Origin of the sequence: Haloarcula sp. Atlit-7R (assembly GCF_003666065.1) — an archaeon.
In the GTDB taxonomy this organism is placed as follows: domain Archaea; phylum Halobacteriota; class Halobacteria; order Halobacteriales; family Haloarculaceae; genus Haloarcula; species Haloarcula taiwanensis.
In genome coordinates this window covers 152239-172480 of the sequence record NZ_QXIK01000004.1, presented here as the reverse complement: position 1 = coordinate 172480, position 20242 = coordinate 152239, and the positions used below count along the sequence as shown (strand labels likewise).

General features: G+C 54.0%; 15 protein-coding genes. 10 read left to right on the top strand and 5 right to left on the bottom strand.

Features of this window, described 5'->3' with window-relative positions:
• Positions 1-490: 490 nt before the first annotated feature.
• Both D3D01_RS10975 and D3D01_RS10970 read right to left on the bottom strand, forming a co-directional pair.
• Positions 491-1630: a glycosyltransferase family 4 protein gene (locus tag D3D01_RS10975; protein ID WP_121512311.1), complete on the bottom strand. Its 1140-nt coding sequence runs from the start codon at positions 1628-1630 to the stop codon at positions 491-493.
• A gap of 85 nt (positions 1631-1715) precedes the next feature.
• Positions 1716-2687 (bottom strand): helix-turn-helix domain-containing protein, encoded by a 972-nt coding sequence (locus D3D01_RS10970; RefSeq protein WP_121512217.1) that lies wholly within the window; start codon positions 2685-2687, stop codon positions 1716-1718.
• A 339-nt stretch (positions 2688-3026) separates the two neighbouring features.
• Between D3D01_RS10970 and D3D01_RS10965 the strand changes: the two genes are divergently transcribed.
• The 4 genes from D3D01_RS10965 (at position 3027) to D3D01_RS10950 (ending at position 7421) form a co-directional block, all read left to right on the top strand.
• Complete coding sequence (locus tag D3D01_RS10965; protein ID WP_121512216.1) at positions 3027-3263, top strand: MarR family transcriptional regulator; 237 nt, start codon at positions 3027-3029, stop codon at positions 3261-3263.
• 94 nt (positions 3264-3357) lie between these two features.
• Positions 3358-4623 carry a sulfatase gene (locus D3D01_RS10960; RefSeq protein ID WP_121512310.1) on the top strand — a complete coding sequence of 422 codons (1266 nt, stop codon included), beginning with the start codon at positions 3358-3360 and terminating at the stop codon, positions 4621-4623.
• Positions 4624-4627: 4 nt separating this feature from the next.
• Positions 4628-5701, top strand: coding sequence for a glycosyltransferase family 1 protein (locus D3D01_RS10955; protein ID WP_121512215.1), 1074 nt, complete (start codon positions 4628-4630; stop codon positions 5699-5701).
• Positions 5702-5843: 142 nt separating this feature from the next.
• A complete protein-coding gene (locus D3D01_RS10950) occupies positions 5844-7421 on the top strand; it encodes a hypothetical protein (RefSeq protein ID WP_121512214.1) in 1578 nt (525 codons plus the stop codon).
• Between the two features lie 83 nt (positions 7422-7504).
• On the opposite strand, the gene D3D01_RS10945 is transcribed toward D3D01_RS10950, so the two are convergent.
• Positions 7505-8632: a glycosyltransferase family 4 protein gene (locus D3D01_RS10945; RefSeq protein ID WP_121512213.1), complete on the bottom strand. Its 1128-nt coding sequence runs from the start codon at positions 8630-8632 to the stop codon at positions 7505-7507.
• A 259-nt stretch (positions 8633-8891) separates the two neighbouring features.
• Here D3D01_RS10945 and D3D01_RS10940 point away from each other — a divergent pair, with 259 nt between their 5' ends.
• Positions 8892-10403 carry a flippase gene (locus D3D01_RS10940; protein ID WP_121512212.1) on the top strand — a complete coding sequence of 504 codons (1512 nt, stop codon included), beginning with the start codon at positions 8892-8894 and terminating at the stop codon, positions 10401-10403.
• Positions 10404-10482: 79 nt separating this feature from the next.
• Here D3D01_RS10940 and D3D01_RS10935 read toward each other — a convergent pair whose 3' ends face one another.
• The gene (locus D3D01_RS10935; protein WP_121512211.1) at positions 10483-10935 is read right to left on the bottom strand and encodes a UPF0179 family protein; all 453 of its coding nucleotides are present in this window, start codon (positions 10933-10935) and stop codon (positions 10483-10485) included.
• A 32-nt stretch (positions 10936-10967) separates the two neighbouring features.
• Positions 10968-11345, bottom strand: coding sequence for a DUF5820 family protein (locus D3D01_RS10930; RefSeq protein WP_121512210.1), 378 nt, complete (start codon positions 11343-11345; stop codon positions 10968-10970).
• A gap of 610 nt (positions 11346-11955) precedes the next feature.
• Between D3D01_RS10930 and D3D01_RS10925 the strand changes: the two genes are divergently transcribed.
• The 5 genes from D3D01_RS10925 to D3D01_RS10905 all read left to right on the top strand — a co-directional run bounded on the left by D3D01_RS10925 (position 11956) and on the right by D3D01_RS10905 (position 20149).
• Positions 11956-14028 (top strand): PrkA family serine protein kinase, encoded by a 2073-nt coding sequence (locus D3D01_RS10925; RefSeq protein WP_121512209.1) that lies wholly within the window; start codon positions 11956-11958, stop codon positions 14026-14028.
• Positions 14028-16310: a PrkA family serine protein kinase gene (locus D3D01_RS10920; RefSeq protein ID WP_121512208.1), complete on the top strand. Its 2283-nt coding sequence runs from the start codon at positions 14028-14030 to the stop codon at positions 16308-16310. Before D3D01_RS10925 ends, D3D01_RS10920 begins: the two co-directional genes overlap by 1 nt.
• Positions 16301-17617 carry a YeaH/YhbH family protein gene (locus D3D01_RS10915; protein WP_101350190.1) on the top strand — a complete coding sequence of 439 codons (1317 nt, stop codon included), beginning with the start codon at positions 16301-16303 and terminating at the stop codon, positions 17615-17617. The genes D3D01_RS10920 and D3D01_RS10915 overlap by 10 nt, the downstream gene beginning before the upstream one ends.
• Positions 17614-19653, top strand: a complete 2040-nt coding sequence (locus D3D01_RS10910) for a SpoVR family protein (protein WP_121512207.1) — start codon at positions 17614-17616, stop codon at positions 19651-19653. Before D3D01_RS10915 ends, D3D01_RS10910 begins: the two co-directional genes overlap by 4 nt.
• Positions 19654-19762: 109 nt before the next feature.
• Positions 19763-20149, top strand: coding sequence for a CBS domain-containing protein (locus D3D01_RS10905; protein ID WP_121512206.1), 387 nt, complete (start codon positions 19763-19765; stop codon positions 20147-20149).
• Positions 20150-20242: the final 93 nt, after the last annotated feature.

Sequence of the window (20242 nt, the reverse complement as noted above, 5' to 3'; positions counted from 1 at the left end):
ACTCGGAATCGGGTGTGTGTCTCTGGGTTCAGGAGGCGATTGATGGTACATTCAACGTAGTGGGGTCCAACTGAGTGGCTAGATTGTGGCTCAAGCTCACTAACTCGGAATCGGGTGTGTGTCTTTAAGATTTTCTGTGGGTGTTTTTTACAGAGTTCTGTACAGAGTAGCGTATTGAGTGCTGACTGTGGGCAAAACATTCGACATGATGGGGTGTCTATGTCACTAAAGTTCGGATCAAGATGGCTGGAACACTCGAAACAGTGGGTTGGGTCACGTCTGAAGGCAACAATAGAGGCTGACATAGTTAACTCGGAATCCGGTGTGTCTCTGTTCTGGCTTCAAGACTCACTGACCCTGTGTATTTACACAGACATCCGTTGCCAGTTATCTCAAAGAACACTCGACACGGTGGGGTGTGTGAGTTCGCATTCGATATTAAAACGGCAGACGAGAGACAAAGCGGACTTTCGATAACTCTTAGCCCAGACTACCACGACCCGTCAATAGCTCGTTGATACACGGTTTCGACCTGATCGGCTACTGCGTCCCAGTCGTATTGCTGTGCGCGTTTGACTGGATCTTTCGAAGGACGCTCTCCGTCTAAAGCATCATCGAGTGTTTCTGTGAGAGAGTCAACGGTGGGATCAATGAGAAAGCCCGCGTCGTCGATGACTTCGTCTGCAGCTGAATCCGGGTGATCAGCAGCAATTACGGTGCAGTCAGCGGACATCGCTTCGACAAACGTAATGCCGAATCCCTCTCTCGTTGACGGAGACGCAAAGACATCCGCAGCGCGCATGTGGCCGAGGACATTCTCATACTCATCAAGAAAACCCAGCATCGAAACACGGTCTCCGTGGGTCAGTGATTGGCGTTTGGCATCAAGTCGCTCACGCTCCGGGCCGTCGCCGATGATCCCTAGCGTGACATCATGGTCGTCGGCGACGGCGTCGAAGGCCTCTAGCAGGATGTCGACGTTCTTGTGCTCGATAAGCCGGCCAGCAAAGATGATATCGTAGCCAGTGTCAGGCCGAGGAGCAGTCTGGACCTGCTCGGTGTCAAGCCCGTTGGGCACGACCTTGATGTGCTTGCGGCTCGGGCCGATCGTAGCTAGGTTGTCCGCAGTGATGCCTGAAACTGCAATCGGATGCTGGGGCGTCTTGGCAGTGAGTTGTTCGATGAATTTACCACCCGGAGCGAGCGATCCGAGGTACTCCTCCCAGTAATCGCCCCAGACCTCATGCCAGGTCGTGACGACTGGCGTGCTAGTCCCGAGACTAGCAAGCTTCGTAGAGAGGACTGGAAAATATGGGAAGACACTAGCGATCACAAGGTCGTGTTCATTGTCGTTGAGACGGCGACGGAGTGGGGGGAGTGCACGCGCCGCAAAGTCAATGGCTTCACTGATGGATCGGCGGTCATCTTCGTAGAGTTCTGCTTCTGGGGCGACTGCACGGAGGGTCATTCCCTCGTGGGTGATCTCTGTTGGGCCGTCCCAGAAGTGACGGCCGTAGATGGTGATGTTGTGACCTTCGTCGGCGAGGCGGGTGCCAATTTCGTGGATTCGCTTTTCAGCACCCCCGGTGATGAACGGATAAATCACATTACTTACAAAACAGATGTCCATCACTATGTGAATATCACTTCCCATAGGACCATCTTGAATACTACGTTTCAGTGGAGAGAAATAGACAGGCCCAGATCAGGCCGAATCAGGTTTCAGGCTCGGGCACTGGGAATTTGTAGTCATACTGAGGTAGATGATTTACTCGTCTTAAATCCTCGAGGAATTTTCGTGCATCGTAATCCCTGAGTCTGATATATTGACCTGAACCGTCGTCGACTCCTTCCTGTGTGACAGTGTAGTTGTCGTACCCAAGCCGATCGACTTCTGACTTAAGCAAGGCGACACCGCTTTCTGTGAATCCATGGGTTGCAAAACTGACTCGTGGTGCACCCCTGTCACGAATCGAACAGTTCCCATCTCCCCAGTACCAATGGAGGAGTGCCGTTCGATTCAAAGTGAAATTTTCAGGGACAGTTTTAGAATTATTGCCTGTGCGCTCTTCATACCAGCTCTCATACATACGTTCAAAAGCTGGCTGTGGACGCGAACTGATTGTCCAAGAGGTGTACGCTCCTTCACCGAGTGTATTCGAACGGGTGTAAACGTTCGGTTGCGCATCAGGGAACAGTCGGTCGGGAAGCATCTCTATAAGCCGTTCTGCGTGGGCCCGCGTTGTTGTCGAAAGTTGGAAGAAGCAATTACCGGGTTCTTGCCGATGTAGACAGCCATCGCCCAAGAGTTCTCCCTGAATAATCGATATTTGTGCAGGAGTGTATCTGACATCGGTCCGTTGTGGGCTCGGTGGGGCACATGGGATATCGGCATTTTCCAAATAGTGCTGGATTACAGTAACTGACGTTTCATACCGATCAGCAATCGTCTGTATATCGTCGTCGTGTTCTACATATTGTTCGACGAGTTCGCCAGCACAGTCTTCGAGCTGGATATATCTGGGGCCTCCATTCCGCATTTCAGTATCGTGTTCATGAAGCCGTCGCTGGATTGTCGGGGGAGAAACGTTGAATACGTCAGCAATCTCGCGAAGAGACTGTCCCGACTCGTACCGCTCTATAATTTCGTCTGTGTGTTCATCGAGCCACTCAAACCGTTCCGACATTATTGACCCACCTCCGTCGGTCGATCACCGTTGTTCGCAATGCCGTCAATGGGTTCGATTATACTGTAGAATCCTCTTCCTGAGCATGCTGGCCCAAATTGGCAGACGATCTGTACGACAGGTTCTTGTGCTAATCCCTCTGTAAATCTCATGCTTCGTCTCTCCTGGCGAAGCGCGGCGGTCGGTGTTCCAGCACCGGCCCCATTTCTGGAGCAGGCCACGCTTCTTATTCTATCAGACAAACAACGAACACTTATATTTTGCGCAATAAAATGCTTAGCTTATTGTTGAAGACATCGCAGAACATTTTGCCCTATAGTATGTAGTTGTCTTACACGGATGGTGAACCATAATTACGAACCCAATGACCGGGAGGAAGTGATTCTCACCCTGTTCAAACAGGGGCGCACCGACGACAACCCATGGGGACGCGTCAATCCACTCTATCTCCGGGAACACTCCGACCTTGACAAGGGACAAGTAGAGTATGCGCTCAGAAACCTCACAACTGCTGGTTGGATCAAACAACTAAACAAAGGCGGCCTGTACGAGTTCGTTGACGACCCGCGGAACTGATGGCGTGTTTCACTATTCGGTCACCTGATATGCAGGGTGCAGTAATTACTAGCTTCGGAAGAATAAAATCATGTCCGGGGAAAGAGTCGTCTACATGACTGCTTCCCCGCCGAACATAATTTTGCTTTCTGCGGACGCACTCCGGGCGGACCACCTCTCCTGTTATGGCTACCACCGTGAGACTTCACCTGTACTTGATGAGTTTGCTGAGGAGAGTATTCGGTTCACAAATGCCTATAGCGCGAGTTCACACACACGCGAGGCGGTCCCTGCGCTGTTGACCGGGGAGTACCCCGATGTGGCAATCAACGATAGCTACCGGCTTGCAACAGAGACAATCGCCTCTCACCTTTCGGAAGCTGGGTTCGCGACCGGAGGATTCCATTCTAATCCGTTCGTTTCGAGAGCATATGGCTTCGATCAGGGCTTCGATGAGTTCGATGATGATTTTCATTTCGGCCAGCACAAACTCGTCGCCCTGGCCCAACGCGCACTTGACAAACTACGAAATCGCCATTATGCTCGGGCCGAAGAGATCAACGAGCGGTCACTGTCGTGGATTGATTCGCTGGATTCTGACGAGCCGTTCTTCCTCTGGAACCACTACATGGACACCCATGGGCCGTATGAGCCACCGGGTGAGTACGCAACGCTGTATGCAGACAAGAAACTGTCCGGCCGCGATGCCCAGTCGCTGTACCAGCGTGCTATTGATAAGCCGGAATCGATTTCCGAGGAAGAACGTCAGTTGTTGATTGATCTCTACGACGCTGAAATCCGGTATAACGACGAGCATATTGGAGAGTTCTTGAAGGAACTCCGAAGTCGCGATTTGCTGGCGGAGTCGCTACTGGTGGTCACAGCCGACCACGGGGATGCATTCGGCGAACACAGGTATTACGAGCACCCACGGTATCTACACGATGAGATTACGAAGGTCCCCCTGTTCGTTCGAGAACCTGAAGGGACTGATAGAACGGTAGAGACACCGGTAAGTACGTTAGATATCGTGAGTACATTCAAACAGATCGTCGGACAGGATATTGATTCCGAGCGAGTCTCGTTGCTAGACCAATTTGACGGTGGCCGTACGGTATTTCTCCAAGCCCGTGGTGAGGACGAACACAGCCACATCCGCCGATACGCGCTTCGGACACAGGAAGGGTCCTGCTTCTGTGAGCGCGATCGTGAGAGCGGTTCGATTGAGTTCGGGGAGTGTTCCAACCGCTCACTCCGTGAGGATCTGGAAGCGCACGTTACCGAACGTGTTCAACTGGAAAGTGACGGGGATGCAGCCGACGAAGATGAGGTAGACGAAGAAATCGAGCGGCGGTTGAGTGCGCTGGGTTACAAGGAGTGATTCGATGAGGGTTGGTGTAAACGCTCGTACATTTGGCGTTGACGAACCAGGAGGCGCTGTCCAATCTGCAATAAATCATACTAAAGGACTTATAAATCATGGAAATACAGATGTTATTTTATTTGGGCATGAATCAATTTCTTCGATGTTTCCAGATACTACAATTGTAAGCACTGGATATCCGACATCCTCACAACTATATGGACTGTTGTGGGAAAGAACCGTTCTACCCCAGTTAGGCAATAGATACGATATAGATGTATTATATTGTCCAAATGGTAACGCGCCTGTTACAGAAACGTCGTTTCGGGTGGCGATGTGCCTGCATGATGTCAATGCTATGAAAGGGTGGTCAAGTGGGGCTCATCAGATATATCGGAAAATAGCGGTTCCACGTAGCGCAGAAGTTGTCGATACGATTATTACAGTATCAGAGTTTTCTGCGGAAGAAATTAATACCCATCTCGGCGTACCCATGTCAAAAATTGAAGTAGTATATAATGGAATTGATGATTTCTTCTTTTCTGGCGAGTCCAAATATTTACCGGAATTATCCGAAAACTACATCTTGTTTGTTGGTTCATTAAATCCCCGAAAGAATATTAAGAGGGTAATAAAGTCTTTCGCGAAGGTTCAGCAAAGCATTGAACAGAATTACAACTTAGTCATCATTGGCCCAGATAATAAGAGTATATTCAAAAACATGAATATCAGTGAAGCTGAAGATATTATTACGCCCGGTTTTGTATCAAAAGCTGAACTTAAGTATGCATACGAACAAGCAGACGCATTCGTTTTTCCATCACTGTATGAAGGATTTGGATTGCCGCCACTTGAAGCGCTAGCCTGTGGGACGCCAGCCGTTACATCTACAACGACCTCACTTGGGGAAATCATGAAGAAAGGGTGTATTCAGGTTAACCCGAAAAGTATTGAAGAGATAAGCTTGGCCATTCTGCGCCTTTTAAGAGATAATTGTCTTTCGGATAAACTCGGTACAGAGGGTATGGCGTACTCTAAAGAATTTACGTGGCAAAGTGCGTCAGAAAGCTTGTATGAAGCATTGAAATCAACATAGTTTTATCCCCATCTGTAGACTAATACATAACTCTGATTCTGGATACAAATAGGACATTGGCCTCACACGCTTATAATAAATATACCATATAGCAATTTTGAAAAGGAAATTAACTTAGGCCCGTCGAAATGATGAAGTTATAATGACAGACCGGCGTCTGAAGCTGCTCTGCACTATTTCACTTCTTTCTATTTTTTGCTGTGCATCCTGGTACACTCTTATTGGATTTCCGATCCCACGGCCAATTCCGATTTTTGTTCTCTTAGGATTCTCACTCTCACTTCTTTCGGGAGCCGTCTTTTTTGCAGAGTCACGTGTGGACTATACTCTAATCGCAGCCATTGGCATGCTCAATGGGTTTTTTCTTCGGGCTTCAGCTTTTCTGACAGTAGTTTCAAGTGGTTTGGATCACGGCAGGTGGCTATCCCGTACCTCCTCTGTAATCAACACCGGCTCCGTTGCTGGGAGCGATATGTATGCCGCTTCACCAGTCTACATAATCGAGATGGCGATCTCAAATCAAATTCTTGGAGGTCCTGTCTATTCCGTTCGATTTGTCACGCTTCTTATTGGCTCACTTTTCCCTCTAATTTTGTTTCTTGTGGCTTATACCGGATCCTATGATATTCGCGTAAGCGTGTTCGCTCTGCTACTCACTGTTCCGTTTGTACTCTACATACGGACTGCCACGTTAATGGAAGCCGAATCAATGGCACTCCCATGGTTCGCTCTAGCAGTTTTCCTCTTTATCCGATCGCTTAGAGTTGATGATAAACGATACTACACCCTGTTAACTGTGATTGTTGGAACAGCAGTGATGCTTCACTTTTTTTATTCGGTAGTGATTTTGCTATTGCTTTTGAGTGTTTACATTATCCATATTTTTTCTTGGTATGCAGGCGCGAATCAATTACCAGGGAATATAAACGCAATCGGAGCGGCCATTGCAGTTGGATTAGTGATTACCCCTGTATGGATGCTCTGGTCAACATATTCTCATACAGCAGCAGTTACATTATTATCGGCGTTTTCAATCCCCGCATACGACAGTGTAGCCCAGATATTTATTCCTTCCACAGGTGCATCGGCACAAGGAACTGGGACTTCAGCTGGGGGAGACTCTGGGTCGCATATTGTTACCTTAGCTAAGTTCTTCCCGCTGGTCGCCGTGTTTGGTGCTGGTGGACTGGGGGGCATATATGCTATTATTGCGGAACGAAGGCGCTATTATTCTCTGATCTTATTCGCATTGGTCATCGGCGGATCCACATTCGCTGTGGTCACAGTACAGTTAGACTATAATCTCGGTTTCAGGATGTACTATTTCGCTGGCATTTTTGCGATTATTTTCACATCCATATTGTTTGCTCACATGATAAATATTCAATTTGCATCAGTGCGTCGTTGTATTTTCGTTTCTGTTATTATTTTCATACTACTTACTGCCATTGGAGGTCCACTTTCACCATTAGGCAATAATATTGACCCAAAATTTGGCGGTTCATCGTGGACTGTGACCAAGACAGACATAGCTGAGAGGAATGCTATGGATTCTTGGACTAGGGGAGAGACTCAGATACCCCACCGTCTCGAGCAGGTTCACAATAGTTTCTCCCCCTATTTCAAATCAGGAGCAGTGTATCTCGCAAAGAACTGCGGATCAGACTCCAAAGTAGGAACGACTGGCGGACTTGTTCTATGCGGTGTCAAAACAGGTTAGGTACTACTATAATACCAGTTTCAGATATTCAACATCATTAATTGGAATAGCATAGTAACCCAAACTATATTTGCTTGACATATTTACATTATCTGCTCGTATAGGGACTTATATTTTGGAATTACCTTTTTTGGATGATATAATTTGTTAACATACTCATTATTTTCCTTTCTATACTTCGTTTCGTTCATTATGGCGTTTTGTATCGCGATCGCCAGAGCCGCCGGCGACTCAGATCGACATAATAATTCTGTTTGTGGTATAACCTCAGGCGAACCACCCGTTCGGGTTGCAACTACTGGAAGACTATGCTGCATAGCTTCAAGCAAAGTACGTCCGAATGGTTCTGGCCAAACACTTGGATGGACAAATATATCTCCACTAGCGTAGAAATCTGGCATTTCATCATGATCCAGCCATCCTGTGAATTCCACTCTGTTCTTGAGGTTAAGTGCTGCAACCAGTTTCTTTATTTCTTCTAATTGATCACCAGTGCCGGCAACTCGCAGCGATACGTCCTCTGGAAGAAAAGTCAATGCCTTGATTAGGTAGTCTACGCCTTTCGGTTTTTTAATTGCCCCAGCATAAAGAAGAGTAGTACCATCTCCGTGCTCTGTAGAATGTTCAGCGGCTATATCAGGATCGATCATATTCGGAATTACTACAATTTTTTCCATCGGGAATCCACTATCGGCATATATTGATTTGACTGATTCACTCAGTGCAACAAGTTGGTCTATGTCATCACGCCATGATAATGTCAGAGCTTTCAATAGTGATAGAGACACATACCGGTATGCAAGTTTGATTGGGTTGTCATATTGGGCACTGAGTTTTTCAGTTATATACTCATACGAATTTAGCGTTGCTACGGAAGGTATGTCATACCTTTTCGAAAGATATCCAGCCACCGGATGAAGTTTCATATTATACGAATGTAAAATATCTAGTTGTTTGATATCGTTAAGATACGACGAGAAGTTGTAGAGAGCCCTTATGTTCGTGATCTCTTTAATCCCACTATCTATTTCAGCAACTCGATAGATTTTGACTCCGTTCCTGTGTTCTACTGCGTTCCCGTCAATAGTGAAAACTTGAACGCTATCAACCCAGTTTTGTTTAGCTAGATTTTCTGCAAGCAATTGGAGACTTATTTCACCACCACCGACAACGGATGGAGGATATCGGGGTGAAATGAAGCCAATATGCATTATTTACCAGATGAAATATCTACAGCGAAGTTATTCAAATCATTCGATTGGAGTATATTTGACGGTCTGAAGAATATTTGTGAAGCATAAAAGCGCATTTTTCTCGATGAAGAAGATGATATCGAAAGTGTATTTTTCCTCTGTTGTATCATTATATAACAGGTGGATGATAGACATTATAGTTGTTTCGTCTTATTGTCTTTTTGCGCGATTGCTCGTGTCTAAGTTGTCTACTAGTTCAGGATGAAAATAGGAAGAGATGTCTAGCTTAGCTAAGGGTTTCATTTCGGTATTAGGTGGAAAAGTGTCGACAATGCTGTCAATGGTTTTAGTGACTCCCATTGTTATTCGGTTAGCAGGAAATTCCGAGTATGGCGGTTTTACATTCGCGATGTCCGTTTTTTCAATGTTATTAATATTTACTACCCCCGGTATTTTTGATGGAATTAGAAAATATTTGTCTGAGGAAAAAGATGACCAGAGCTGGCATGAAAATGTGCTTGTTTTCTATTTCAGCTTTGGGAGTGTGTTGGCCTTTGCAGTCGCAATCCTTCTTTCGCTGTCCACTTATCTAGGTTACCTTTCAGAATACTTTGATCAGTCAGTGATTAATCTATTTTACTTAGTTGCAATCCTGCTCCTTGCTGAACAAGGTGTCTTTATTCTGCGTGGCGCACACATGGGACTAGGGGATGAATTTCACAGCGAACTTCTCCTATTTATTCGAAGTGTTGTGTTTGTCCTTTTTTCAATAGGATTAGTCTATATTGGACTCGGTGCAGAGGGTATTCTAGCTGGACGGGTTTTTGGGTCCGTTATAGCCTCAGCAGTCGGCCTACTTTACTTATATCCAAAAGTTGAGCTAACACTAACTGAAATATCATTGAGATCTAAGCTACCAATAAAGGAGTTAATGACATTTAATATATATAGTGCAATTTTCATAGCGATGACTTCCTCATTATACAACATTGATATAATTCTGGTACAATACTTCCTAGATTCCGAAAAAACAGCGTTTTATCGGGCAAGTCTTCTAATTGCAGAATTTCTTTGGTTTGTACCGAATGCATTACAGACACTTCTCTTACACTCTGCTTCGGAGCTCTGGTCGAAGGACAAAACTAAACAGATAACTAATATTTCATCAGACATCACTCGGTATAATATACTCATTTCGCTACTATTCTTAATAGGGATAGTAATTCTCGCGGAGCCGTTCGTATTAATTTACTTTGGAGACTCTTTTACAGAATCGATCAATGCACTTATTATATTACTGCCTGGCGCTTTTGGGTTTGCAATCGCTCGACCGGTCTTTTCAATTGTTCAAGGTAAAGGAGAGCTACGTATAATCGTTCTTGGAACTATTATACCAGTTGCAGTGAATATTATCCTCAATCTTGTATTAATCCCAATATGGGGGATTAATGGAGCGGCTATTTCCACGTCAGTCGGTTATGGTATGATGATCTTGATCCATGGTTACATTGCTAAAGTTGTTGGATTTAATCCCTTCTTAGATTTAAAATTAAGCAGGATCACAGCTACAGGGATTATTAGCTTTATAATCATATATATTGCCGACCTCGCTATCCACTCATCCGTAGCTTCTCTACTCTTTATTCCACCGTTAGGTTTTGTTATATATGCTTATACCGGTGTCAAATTGGAGGTCCTAACCGATGCAGAGGTTGGTATGATTCAAAATGAGATCTTAAAGAGGTATTCAATGGTCAAGAGCCAGGTTGCAAGATTTTCTGGAAAATAATCAAAAGCGTGGTCATAATTTACCGGTAGGCATATCCTATGAATGTTACTTCAACGTTAGCATACTAAGATAGGATATATTAAAAATCGCCATTACCCTCCAACTCAACCAGCGTCAAATCCCGGTCTAGCATACAGTAGTCATGCGGCGGGTCGCCGATAATCTCGTCAATCCGATACTCCTCATCAAAATCAGCACCGGCAGGCTCACAGTAGGGATGGCTGGGACATTCAGTGTGTGGACAGGGGCCCGGCAGCGACGCCTTACTCCCAGCGTACGCACCCTTCGACGGAACGTTGGCTCGAATCGGTGCGGGCTCGACCTCAACGGCTCGAACACCGTCTTGATGCATCGCACAGTCTAGCGTTTGGCCGCTCTGTCTGACGTTGGTAATCCGGTAGCGGTTGCCGGTCGTCAAATTGAGACATTGATCCCGATACGGACATTCCTCACAGCCGCTGGCTTCGCCGCGGTAGACGAACTCCTCGCCGGCCTCGGCGAGGCGCGTCCCGACGAGCGTGACAGTAGTCATACCGAGCTATAGAACGTCGCCACGGTAAAGTATCATGACCGCCCGGTCAGTTCGTCCAGTTTGTCCAGATACGCGTCACGGGGCACCTGATACAGCGAGCGGTGGTCCAGATCGCCGTCGGCGAACTGGGTCGCCAGCTCCACCGCTCCCTCGACGGCAGCGTCGCGGCGTTCGTAGGAGTCGGCGTCGCGCTCAACGTCGGGTTCCAGATAGAAGGTGACATACCAGCGCTCCCCGGTCCGGTCAGCGCCGGGGCGGCGGGTCCGCTTCCCGCGCGTGAGGTAGATGGTCGGGAGGCACGGGGCCGGGAACTGCTCGGAGTCAAAGACGTCCGGACGATATGCGAGGATGAGTTTGTCGTCGGTCTCGTTCCATACCGTCCAGTCGTCAGGAAGGCCCGACAGGTCCATATCGTCGAATTAGCGCGGACCGCCAAGAATCCGCTGGTCCGTCCCAGAGTTCGCCAGCTCTGGATACCGACAATCAGTGACGCGGCGGAACGTCAAAGCGTCACGTTGCACTACTACGTGTCACGTTCTCAGCCGCCAATCAATCCGGCAACAGATTCACATCAATCCAGCGCTAAACAATGGCCGACACACCGAAGAGAACAGTTGACAACCGACACAGTATATAAACCAGCGAAAAAGTAATGAGATGTGCTAACATACGTGTGGCCTGCCATCCCCGAGTTCGGCCGACCAGCACACCGAAATTTATCGGCGGTATGCCCACAAGAGGGCAAAGTTCTTATATGAACAGAAATCGTACGATAAATAGTATCGGAAACAGTTCGACACTGCTTCCCGTTACCAAACCAGGTCGGAACAGTCCCCGTGTTCCGCCCGGCAGGTCAGCCATGGAAGAGTACACGTGCCACCCTGCAGTGAAGGGGTATTCAGCGGCTGTATGCGGTCACATCTGTAGCGGGCAGCCCCGACGACGAGCGGACACACAGCCCAGAGGCCAGCCCGCAACGGCCGGCAGTCGCCTGCAGCCACGACGGATTACTGAGATAGCATGAGCAAGAACAAAGAGACACTTGAAGCGCTGAGCAAGGAGTACCGTGACACGATACCGGCGGACCTCCGGAAGACGAACACGTTCGACTGGTATCTGCAACAGTTGTACGACGAACCGAAGATCGCCCGCAACGCCCACCAGCGCGTGGCGGATATGTTCGACTACTACGGCAAGTCCTACGACGAGGAGGCCGGCGTGGTCGAGTACGAACTGGCGAGCGAGGACCCGCTGAACGACGGCGAGAACACCTTCTACGGCCGGGTCATCCATGAGGCGATCCACGAGTTCGTCAACAAGGTCAAATCCGGCGCTCGCGGGCTCGGCCCCGAGAAACGCATCAAACTGCTGCTGGGACCAGTCGGGTCGGGTAAGTCCGACTTCGACCGGCAGGTCCGGCGGTACTTCGAGGACTACACCAGCCGGGACGAGGGGCGGATGTACACGTTCCGGTGGACGAACCTCTGTGACGTGATTCACGACCAGGACCCGGCCGACGACGTGGTCCGGTCGCCGATGAACCAGGACCCGCTCGTGCTCCTTCCGCAGGCACAGCGGGACAAGGTCATCGAGGACATCAACGAGGACCTCGATGCGCCCTACACCATCCGGAACGAGCAGTCGCTGGACCCGGCCTCGGAGTTCTACATGGACCGCCTGCTGGCCGAGTACGACGACGACCTGCAGGCCGTCCTCGAAAACCACGTCGAGGTTGTCCGCTTCGTCGCCGACGAGAACCAGCGGCGCGGTATCGAGACCTTCGAGCCCAAGGACAAGAAAAATCAGGACGAGACGGAACTGACCGGCGATGTCAACTACTCGAAGATAGCCATCTACGGCGAGAGCGACCCGCGAGCCTTCGATTACTCCGGGGCGTTCTGTAACGCCAACCGCGGCATCTTCTCGGGGGAGGAGCTACTGAAACTCCAGCGGGAGTTCCTCTATGACTTCCTCCATGCGAGTCAAGAACAGACAATCAAGCCCAAGAACAACCCCCGCATCGACATCGACCAGGTCATCGTCGGCCGGACGAACATGCCCGAGTACCGGGACAAGAAGGGCGACGAGAAGATGGAGGCGTTCAATGACCGGACCAAGCGCATCGACTTCCCCTACGTCCTCCAGTACGAGGCCGAGGCCCAGATTTACCAGAAGATGCTGCGCAACGCCGACCTGCCGGATATTCAGGTCGAGCCTCACACCCTGGAGATGGCGGGCCTGTTCGGCGTGCTGACCCGCATCGAAGAGCCGGACAACGAGTCCATCGACCTCATCCAGAAGGCGAAAGCCTACAACGGCGAAATCGACGAGGCCGACGACGTGGACGTGAAGAAACTCCGCGAGGAGGCCGAGAAGATGGCCGACATCGGCGAGGGGATGGACGGCGTCTCCCCGCGGTTCATCGGCGACGAGATCGCCGAGGCCATCATGGACTCGATGCACCGCAGCCGCGATTTCCTCTCGCCGCTGACGACGTTCAACCACCTCGAAGGCAACCTCGAAAACCACGGCTCCATCGACGAGGAGTCGTTCAGCAAGTACTACCGCTTCCTCGAACTCGTCCGCGAGGAGTACAAGGAGCGGGCCATCGAGGACGTGCGCCACGCGCTGGCCTACGACATGGACGAGATTCAGCGCCAGGGCGAGAAGTACATGGACCACGTCATGGCCTACATCGACGACGCGACCGTCGAGGACGAACTCACCGGCCGCGAGCAAGAGCCCGACGAGCAGTTCCTCCGGTCCGTCGAGGAGAAGCTCAATCTCCCCGAGGACCGCAAGGACGACTTCCGGCAGGAAGTGTCGAACTGGGTGTCCCGGCGCGCCCGCGAGGGTGATACGTTCAACCCACAGGACAACGACCGCCTGCGCCGGGCGCTGGAACGAAAGCTCTGGGAGGACAAGAAGCACAACATCAATTTCTCCGCGCTGGTCTCCAGTTCGGAGATGGACGACGAGGAGCGCAACCAGTGGATAGACGCCCTCATCGAGCAGGGCTACTCCGAGGAGGGGGCCAAGGAAGTGCTCGAGTTCGCCGGTGCGGAGGTCGCCAAAAGCGAGATGGAAGAGTAATGACAGGCCAGGAGTACATCGACCGCGCGGACGAGTCTCTCGACGCCGCCTACGAGGCCCCGATGAGCCTCGCGGAGTACGTCGACACCGTCCTCGAAACGCCCCAGGTCGCGGCGCATGCCTCAAAGTACCTGCTCGACGCCATCGAGGACGCGGGGACCCGGATGGTCATCGAGGAAGGCGACGAGAAGGAGCGCTACCGCTTCTTCGACGACCCGTACAACGACGGCGAGCACGCCATCCTCGGCAACACTGAGGTGCTGAATGCCTTCGTCGACGACCTCCGCTCGATCGCCGCGGGTCGCGGGAAAGACGAGAAGATCATCTGGCTGGAGGGGCCGACGGCGACTGGCAAGTCCGAACTGAAGCGCTGTCTCATCAACGGCCTCCGGGAGTACTCGAAGACGCCCGAGGGCCGACGCTACACCGTCGAATGGAACGTCGCCGGGGCCGGCAGCGACGCCACCAGCATGACCTACGGGAACACCCCCGTCGAGGACGAGGACGACTGGTACGAGAGCCCCGTGCAGGCCCACCCGCTGACGGTGTTCCCCGACGACGTGCGCACCGATCTGCTCGCCGAGGTCAACGAGCGCCTCAACGACCACATCCCGATCCGTGTCGACGGCGAACTCGACCCGTTCTCGCGGGAGGCCTACGACTTCCTCGAAGAGCAGTACCGACGGCAGGGCGAGACGGACCTGTTCTCCGCTGTCACCCAGCCCGCCCACCTCCGGGTGAAGAACTTCGTCGTGGACGTGGGACGGGGCATCGGCATCCTCCACTCCGAGGACGAGGGCACGCCCAAGGAGCGGCTCGTCGGCTCGTGGATGCACGGCATGCTCCGGGAACTGGACTCGCGGGGCCGGAAGAACCCGCAGGCCTTTAGCTACGACGGCGTCCTCTCGCAGGGCAACGGCCTGCTAACCGTCGTCGAGGACGCCGCCCAGCACGCGGACTTGCTGCAGAAACTGCTGAACGTCCCCGACGAGAGCCACGTCAAACTCGACAAAGGCATCGGAATGGACGTGGACACCCAGCTGGTCATCATCTCGAACCCGGACCTCGAAGCCCAACTGAACAAGCACGCCGACCGCGAGGGCCAGGACCCGCTGAAGGCGCTGAAACGCCGGCTGGACAAGCACGAGTTCACGTACCTGACGAACCTCTCGCTGGAGGCCCAGCTCCTGCGCCGTGAGCTGACCAACGAGACGCAGGTCTGGGACCCCGAGTCCTGGGACGAACTGGAGACGTGGATTCAGGAGCCACTGACCATCTCGGTCAGAGACGAGGTGGCCTCGGCCACCGAGAAGGAGCTGGCTCCACACACCGTCGAGTCCGCCGCGCTGTACGCCGTCGTCTCGCGGCTCGACAGCGCCGAGATTCCCACCGGGCTGGACCTTGTGGACAAGGCCCTGCTGTTCGACCGCGGCTACCTGATGGAGGGCGACGAGCGCGTCGACATCGACGACTACGACCTGGAGACTACCGCCGAGGACGGCGACCACGGCATCCCGGTCACCTACGTCCGTGATATCATCGCCGACCTGCTCCACGAGCCACAGGACCGACATCACTCCGACCTTCCGGTCGAGCACGTGCTGATGCCACGGGACGTGCTCAACGCCGTCGCCGAGGGGCTCGAAGACGCCCCCGTGTTCTCGACCGGTGAGGCCACGGAGTACGAGGAACGCGTTGTGACTGTCAAGAATTACATCTTCAGCCAGCAGGAACAGGACGTGCTCGACGCGATGATGCGGGACAAGCGCGTCGACGAGGCGACCGTCGAGGAGTACATCGAGCACGTCTACGCCTGGGAATCGGACGACCAGATAGAGAACGAGCGAGGCGAACTCGTCGACCCGGACCCACTGAAGATGAAGGTGTTCGAGATCGAGCATCTGGGCCGGTTCGACGAGAAGAACTACGACGGCAACGAGCCCGACCACGCCGTCGAGCAGTTCCGCACCGACAAGATAATCACGGCGCTGAACCGCCACGCGTGGCAGCGCCGCGACGAGGAGTTCCGCGTCGGCGACGTCAACCCCAAGGAGATTCCGGTCATCAACACGGTCCTCGGGAGCTACGACTGGGACGATATCAAGCGGACCTACGAGGACTTCGAGCCCGGGCAGTGGGACAACCCGCCGTCCGGGACCGAGACGGCCCGCCTCAAGACAAAGACGCTCTCGAACATGGTCGAGATGTTCGACTACACCGAGGCGTCGGCCGAACTGACGAGCAGGCACGTCATGAGCCAGGTGAGTTACAGATGGGACTGAAAGACGACCTCGAACGGTACCGCGACGTGGGCGAGGAGCGCCGTCAGGACCTCGCCGAGTTCATCCAGTACGGCGACCTCGGCCAGTCGCGGGGCGACTCCGTCCGCATCCCGATCAAGATTGTCGACCTGCCGGAGTTCGAGTACGACCAGCGCGATCAGGGCGGCGTCGGCCAGGGCGAGGGGGCCGAAGAGGGCGACCCGGTCGGCCAGCCACAGCCCCAGCCCGGCGACGGCGACGACGGGGAGGACGGCGACCCCGGCGAGGAAGGCGGCGAACACGAGTACTACGAGATGGACCCCGAGGAATTCGCCGAGGAACTCGATGAGCAACTCGGGCTCGACCTCGAACCCAAGGGCAAGAAGGTCATCGAGGAGAAGGAGGGCGACTTCACGGACATCACCCGGACCGGCCCCTCCTCGACGCTGGACTTCGAGCGACTGTTCAAGAAAGGACTCAAGCGCAAGCTCGCGATGGACTTCGACGAGGACTACGTCCGCGAGGCGCTGAAAGTCGACGGCTGGGGGCCGGCCACCGTCTACGAGTGGACCCGCGAGCAGAACATGCCCGTCTCGAAGGCGTGGATAGACGACGCCTACGAGGAACTGCCCGCCGACGAGCGGGCCGTCTGGGACTCCATCGAGGAGATGGAGGACAACGTCGAGCGCGTCGAGACCTCCCAGCGCATCCGCCGGGAGGGCGTCGACCAGATTCCATTCCGCCGCGAGGACGAACGCTACCGCTACCCCGAAATCGTCGAAGAGCGGGAGAAAAACGTCGTCGTCGTCAACATCCGGGACGTGTCGGGGTCGATGCGCCAGAAGAAACGCGAACTCGTCGAGCGGACGTTCACGCCGCTTGATTGGTATCTCACCGGTAAGTACGACAACGCCGAGTTCGTCTACATCGCCCACGACGCCGACGCCTGGGAGGTCGAACGCGAGGAGTTCTTCGGCATCCGCTCGGGCGGGGGCACGCGCATCTCCAGCGCGTACGAACTCGCCGCGGAGGTCCTCGAAGAGGAGTACCCCTGGAGCGAGTGGAACCGCTACGTGTTCGCGGCGGGCGACAGCGAGAACTCCTCGAACGACACCGAGGAGAAAGTCATCCCGCTGATGGAACAGATTCCGGCGAACCTCCACGCGTACGTGGAAACCCAGCCGAGCGGCAACGCCATCAACGCCACCCACGCCGAGGAGGTCGAACGCTCCTTCCGCGACGCCGACAACGTCGCGGTCGCGTACGTCTCCTCACCGGAAGACGTGGTGGACGCCATCTACGACATACTCAGCACGGAGGACCAATGAACAACGACAGATTCGCGAAACAGCGCGTGGCCGACGACCTCGACGAGCCCGTCGAGGAGGCCGGCAATCTCGCCAGAAAGCTCGGCCTGAAGCCGTACCCGGTGAACTACTGGATCGTCGACTACGACGAGATGAACGAACTCATCGCCTACGGTGGGTTCCAGCAGCGATACCCCCACTGGCGGTGGGGAATGCAGTACGACCGCCAGCAAAAACAGGGCCAGTTCCTCGGCGGGAAGGCCTTCGAAATCGTCAACAACGACGACCCTGCTCACGCCTTCCTCCAGGAGTCGAACACCCTGGCCGACCAGAAGGCCGTCATCACCCACGTCGAGGCCCACGCGGACTTCTTCGCCAACAACGAGTGGTTCCGCATGTTCACCGACGGCTCCTCGCGGACGACGACCGACGCCTCCGGCGAGGACCGCCGCCGCGGCCCCGACGCCGCCGGAATGTTAGCCCGCCACGGCGACACCATCCAGGAGTACATGCAGGACCCCGACATCGAGCGGGCCGAGGTCGAGCGGTTCATCGACCACGTCCTCTGTCTGGAGGACAACATCGACCAGCACGTCCCCTACAGCCCCGTCGAGACAGTGCCCGAGGAGTTCGAGGACATCGAAGGGGCCGACGTGACCGACCAGCTGGATGACCTCGATCTCTCCGAGGAGGTCAAACGGCAGGTGTTCGACGAGGAGTGGCTGGACGCCCAGCGCGACGACGACGAGAACGTCACGTTCCCCGCCGAGCCCGAGAAGGACGTGCTCGGCTTCCTCCGGAAACACGGCATGCAGTACGACGGGGACGCCGAACGCGCCATGGAGATGGCGGACTGGCAGAAAGAACTGCTGGAGCTGCTCCGCCGCGAGGCCTACTACTTCGCCCCCCAGAAGATGACGAAGGTGATGAACGAGGGCTGGGCCTCCTACTGGGAATCCCTGATGATGACCGGCGAGCAGTTCGCCGGCGACGACGAGTTCATCCTCTACTCCGACCACATGTCGAAGGTGCTGGGGTCGGGCGGGCTGAACCCCTACAGCCTCGGGCTGGAGATCTGGGAGTACGTCGAGAACACGGAGAACCGCCGCGAGGTCATCGAGCGCCTGCTCCGCGTCGAGGGCATCACCTGGCGGAACTTCGACGAGAGCGTCGATTACGAGATGGTCCAGGACCACCTGGAGCCGCCCGAGTGGCTCACTGACGTGCCAAGTCACCTCGACGACCTCGACCCCGAGGACCCCCGCGTCGATAGCGAGGGGCTGGCGGCAGCACGCGAGGGCGAGTTCGACGTGGAACAGTACCCCTGGAAGGTGCTGACCTACGAGGGGCTGGCCCAGCGCCACTACTCGCTGGTCAAGCCCCAGTACCGCGGCTTCGTCTCCCGGGTTGGGCAGGAGGAACTGGAGCGGACCGCCCGCTACATGTTCGACAATTCGCGCTACGACAGCGTTGCGGAGGCGCTTTCGGACGTGGACTACACCCGCGGCTGGGAGCGGATGCGGGAAATCCGAGAGAGCCACAACGACGTGACCTTCCTCGATGAGTTCCTCACTCAGGAGTTCGTCGACGACAACGACTACTTCACCTACGAGTACACCCAGGCCTCGGGCGACTACCGGGTGACTTCGACGGACCACGAGGACGTCAAAAAGAAGCTCATGCTGCAGTTCACTAACTTCGGGAAGCCCACCGTCGTCGTCGAGGACGGCAACTACCAGAACCGGAACGAACTGCTGCTGGCCCACCAGTACAACGGCGTGATGCTCGACATCGGGCAGGCCAAGGAAGTGCTCAAGCGCACCTTCGAACTCTGGGGCCGCCCGGTGAACCTCCTGACCATCGTCAAGGAGTTCGACGACCACGACGTGGAGGTCGCCAAGCGCCGCGACCGCGAACCCGAACCCGAAGAAGTCGGCAAGCGTATCCGCTACGACGGCGACGAGGTGACCGTCACCGACGTGGACTGGGCCGAGGTCGAACACCTTACCGCGACCGATATCGATTACAACACCAAGCCGGACGAATGGCTGGCCTGAGCACTGTGTGGCACCCCCGATTCGAGCGGAAACCAACTCCGCCACGCCGTCGGGTATTTCTCGCAGTACCGACCCAAATCGTATGTGAAATCGGTCCTAACCCCGGAACATGAGTGGCGCGACCGTCGCCGACTGCATGACCCAACCGGTGCTGACAGTGACTGCTGACGAACCGGCGCTCGACGTTGCAGCGGCGATGGATGACCAGTCGATAAAGTCAGTCGTCATCGTCGACGAGGCGTGTCAGCCGGCGGGCATTCTCACCTCGACGGACTACGTCCGGATGACCGCCGACGGCGTCGACCCCACTGAAGCGACTGTGGGGGAGCACATGACGACCGATATCGTCACCACGTCGCCCGAGACGGCGCTTTCGGCGGTCACAAGCACAATGTGGGACAACAATATCAGCCACGTGCCGGTCGTCGACGACGAGAACCAGGTGACGGGTATCCTCTCGGCCACGGACCTCACCGTCTATCTCGCTGACGACTGAATGAGGCGGTTGGAGGAGAACCGCCGTCGCACCGGAGACGGTTGCGTGACAGTCTCTGCCAAAGATTTTTTATTTTCTGGGCTAACCCGGGGC

Bases quoted from the DNA above. Each gene is read 5' to 3' on its own strand.
- D3D01_RS10925 (WP_121512209.1), top strand. From the start codon at position 11,956: ATGAGCAAGAACAAAGAGACACTTGAAGCGCTGAGCAAGGAGTACCGT.
- D3D01_RS10960 (WP_121512310.1), top strand. From the start codon at position 3,358: ATGACTGCTTCCCCGCCGAACATAATTTTGCTTTCTGCGGACGCACTC.
- D3D01_RS10915 (WP_101350190.1), top strand. From the start codon at position 16,301: ATGGGACTGAAAGACGACCTCGAACGGTACCGCGACGTGGGCGAGGAG.
- D3D01_RS10975 (WP_121512311.1), bottom strand. From the start codon at position 1,630: ATGGACATCTGTTTTGTAAGTAATGTGATTTATCCGTTCATCACCGGG.
- D3D01_RS10910 (WP_121512207.1), top strand. From the start codon at position 17,614: ATGAACAACGACAGATTCGCGAAACAGCGCGTGGCCGACGACCTCGAC.
- D3D01_RS10920 (WP_121512208.1), top strand. From the start codon at position 14,028: ATGACAGGCCAGGAGTACATCGACCGCGCGGACGAGTCTCTCGACGCC.
- D3D01_RS10940 (WP_121512212.1), top strand. From the start codon at position 8,892: ATGTCTAGCTTAGCTAAGGGTTTCATTTCGGTATTAGGTGGAAAAGTG.
- D3D01_RS10955 (WP_121512215.1), top strand. From the start codon at position 4,628: ATGAGGGTTGGTGTAAACGCTCGTACATTTGGCGTTGACGAACCAGGA.
- D3D01_RS10905 (WP_121512206.1), top strand. From the start codon at position 19,763: ATGAGTGGCGCGACCGTCGCCGACTGCATGACCCAACCGGTGCTGACA.
- D3D01_RS10950 (WP_121512214.1), top strand. From the start codon at position 5,844: ATGACAGACCGGCGTCTGAAGCTGCTCTGCACTATTTCACTTCTTTCT.
- D3D01_RS10945 (WP_121512213.1), bottom strand. From the start codon at position 8,632: ATGCATATTGGCTTCATTTCACCCCGATATCCTCCATCCGTTGTCGGT.
- D3D01_RS10970 (WP_121512217.1), bottom strand. From the start codon at position 2,687: ATGTCGGAACGGTTTGAGTGGCTCGATGAACACACAGACGAAATTATA.
- D3D01_RS10930 (WP_121512210.1), bottom strand. From the start codon at position 11,345: ATGGACCTGTCGGGCCTTCCTGACGACTGGACGGTATGGAACGAGACC.
- D3D01_RS10935 (WP_121512211.1), bottom strand. From the start codon at position 10,935: ATGACTACTGTCACGCTCGTCGGGACGCGCCTCGCCGAGGCCGGCGAG.
- D3D01_RS10965 (WP_121512216.1), top strand. From the start codon at position 3,027: ATGGTGAACCATAATTACGAACCCAATGACCGGGAGGAAGTGATTCTC.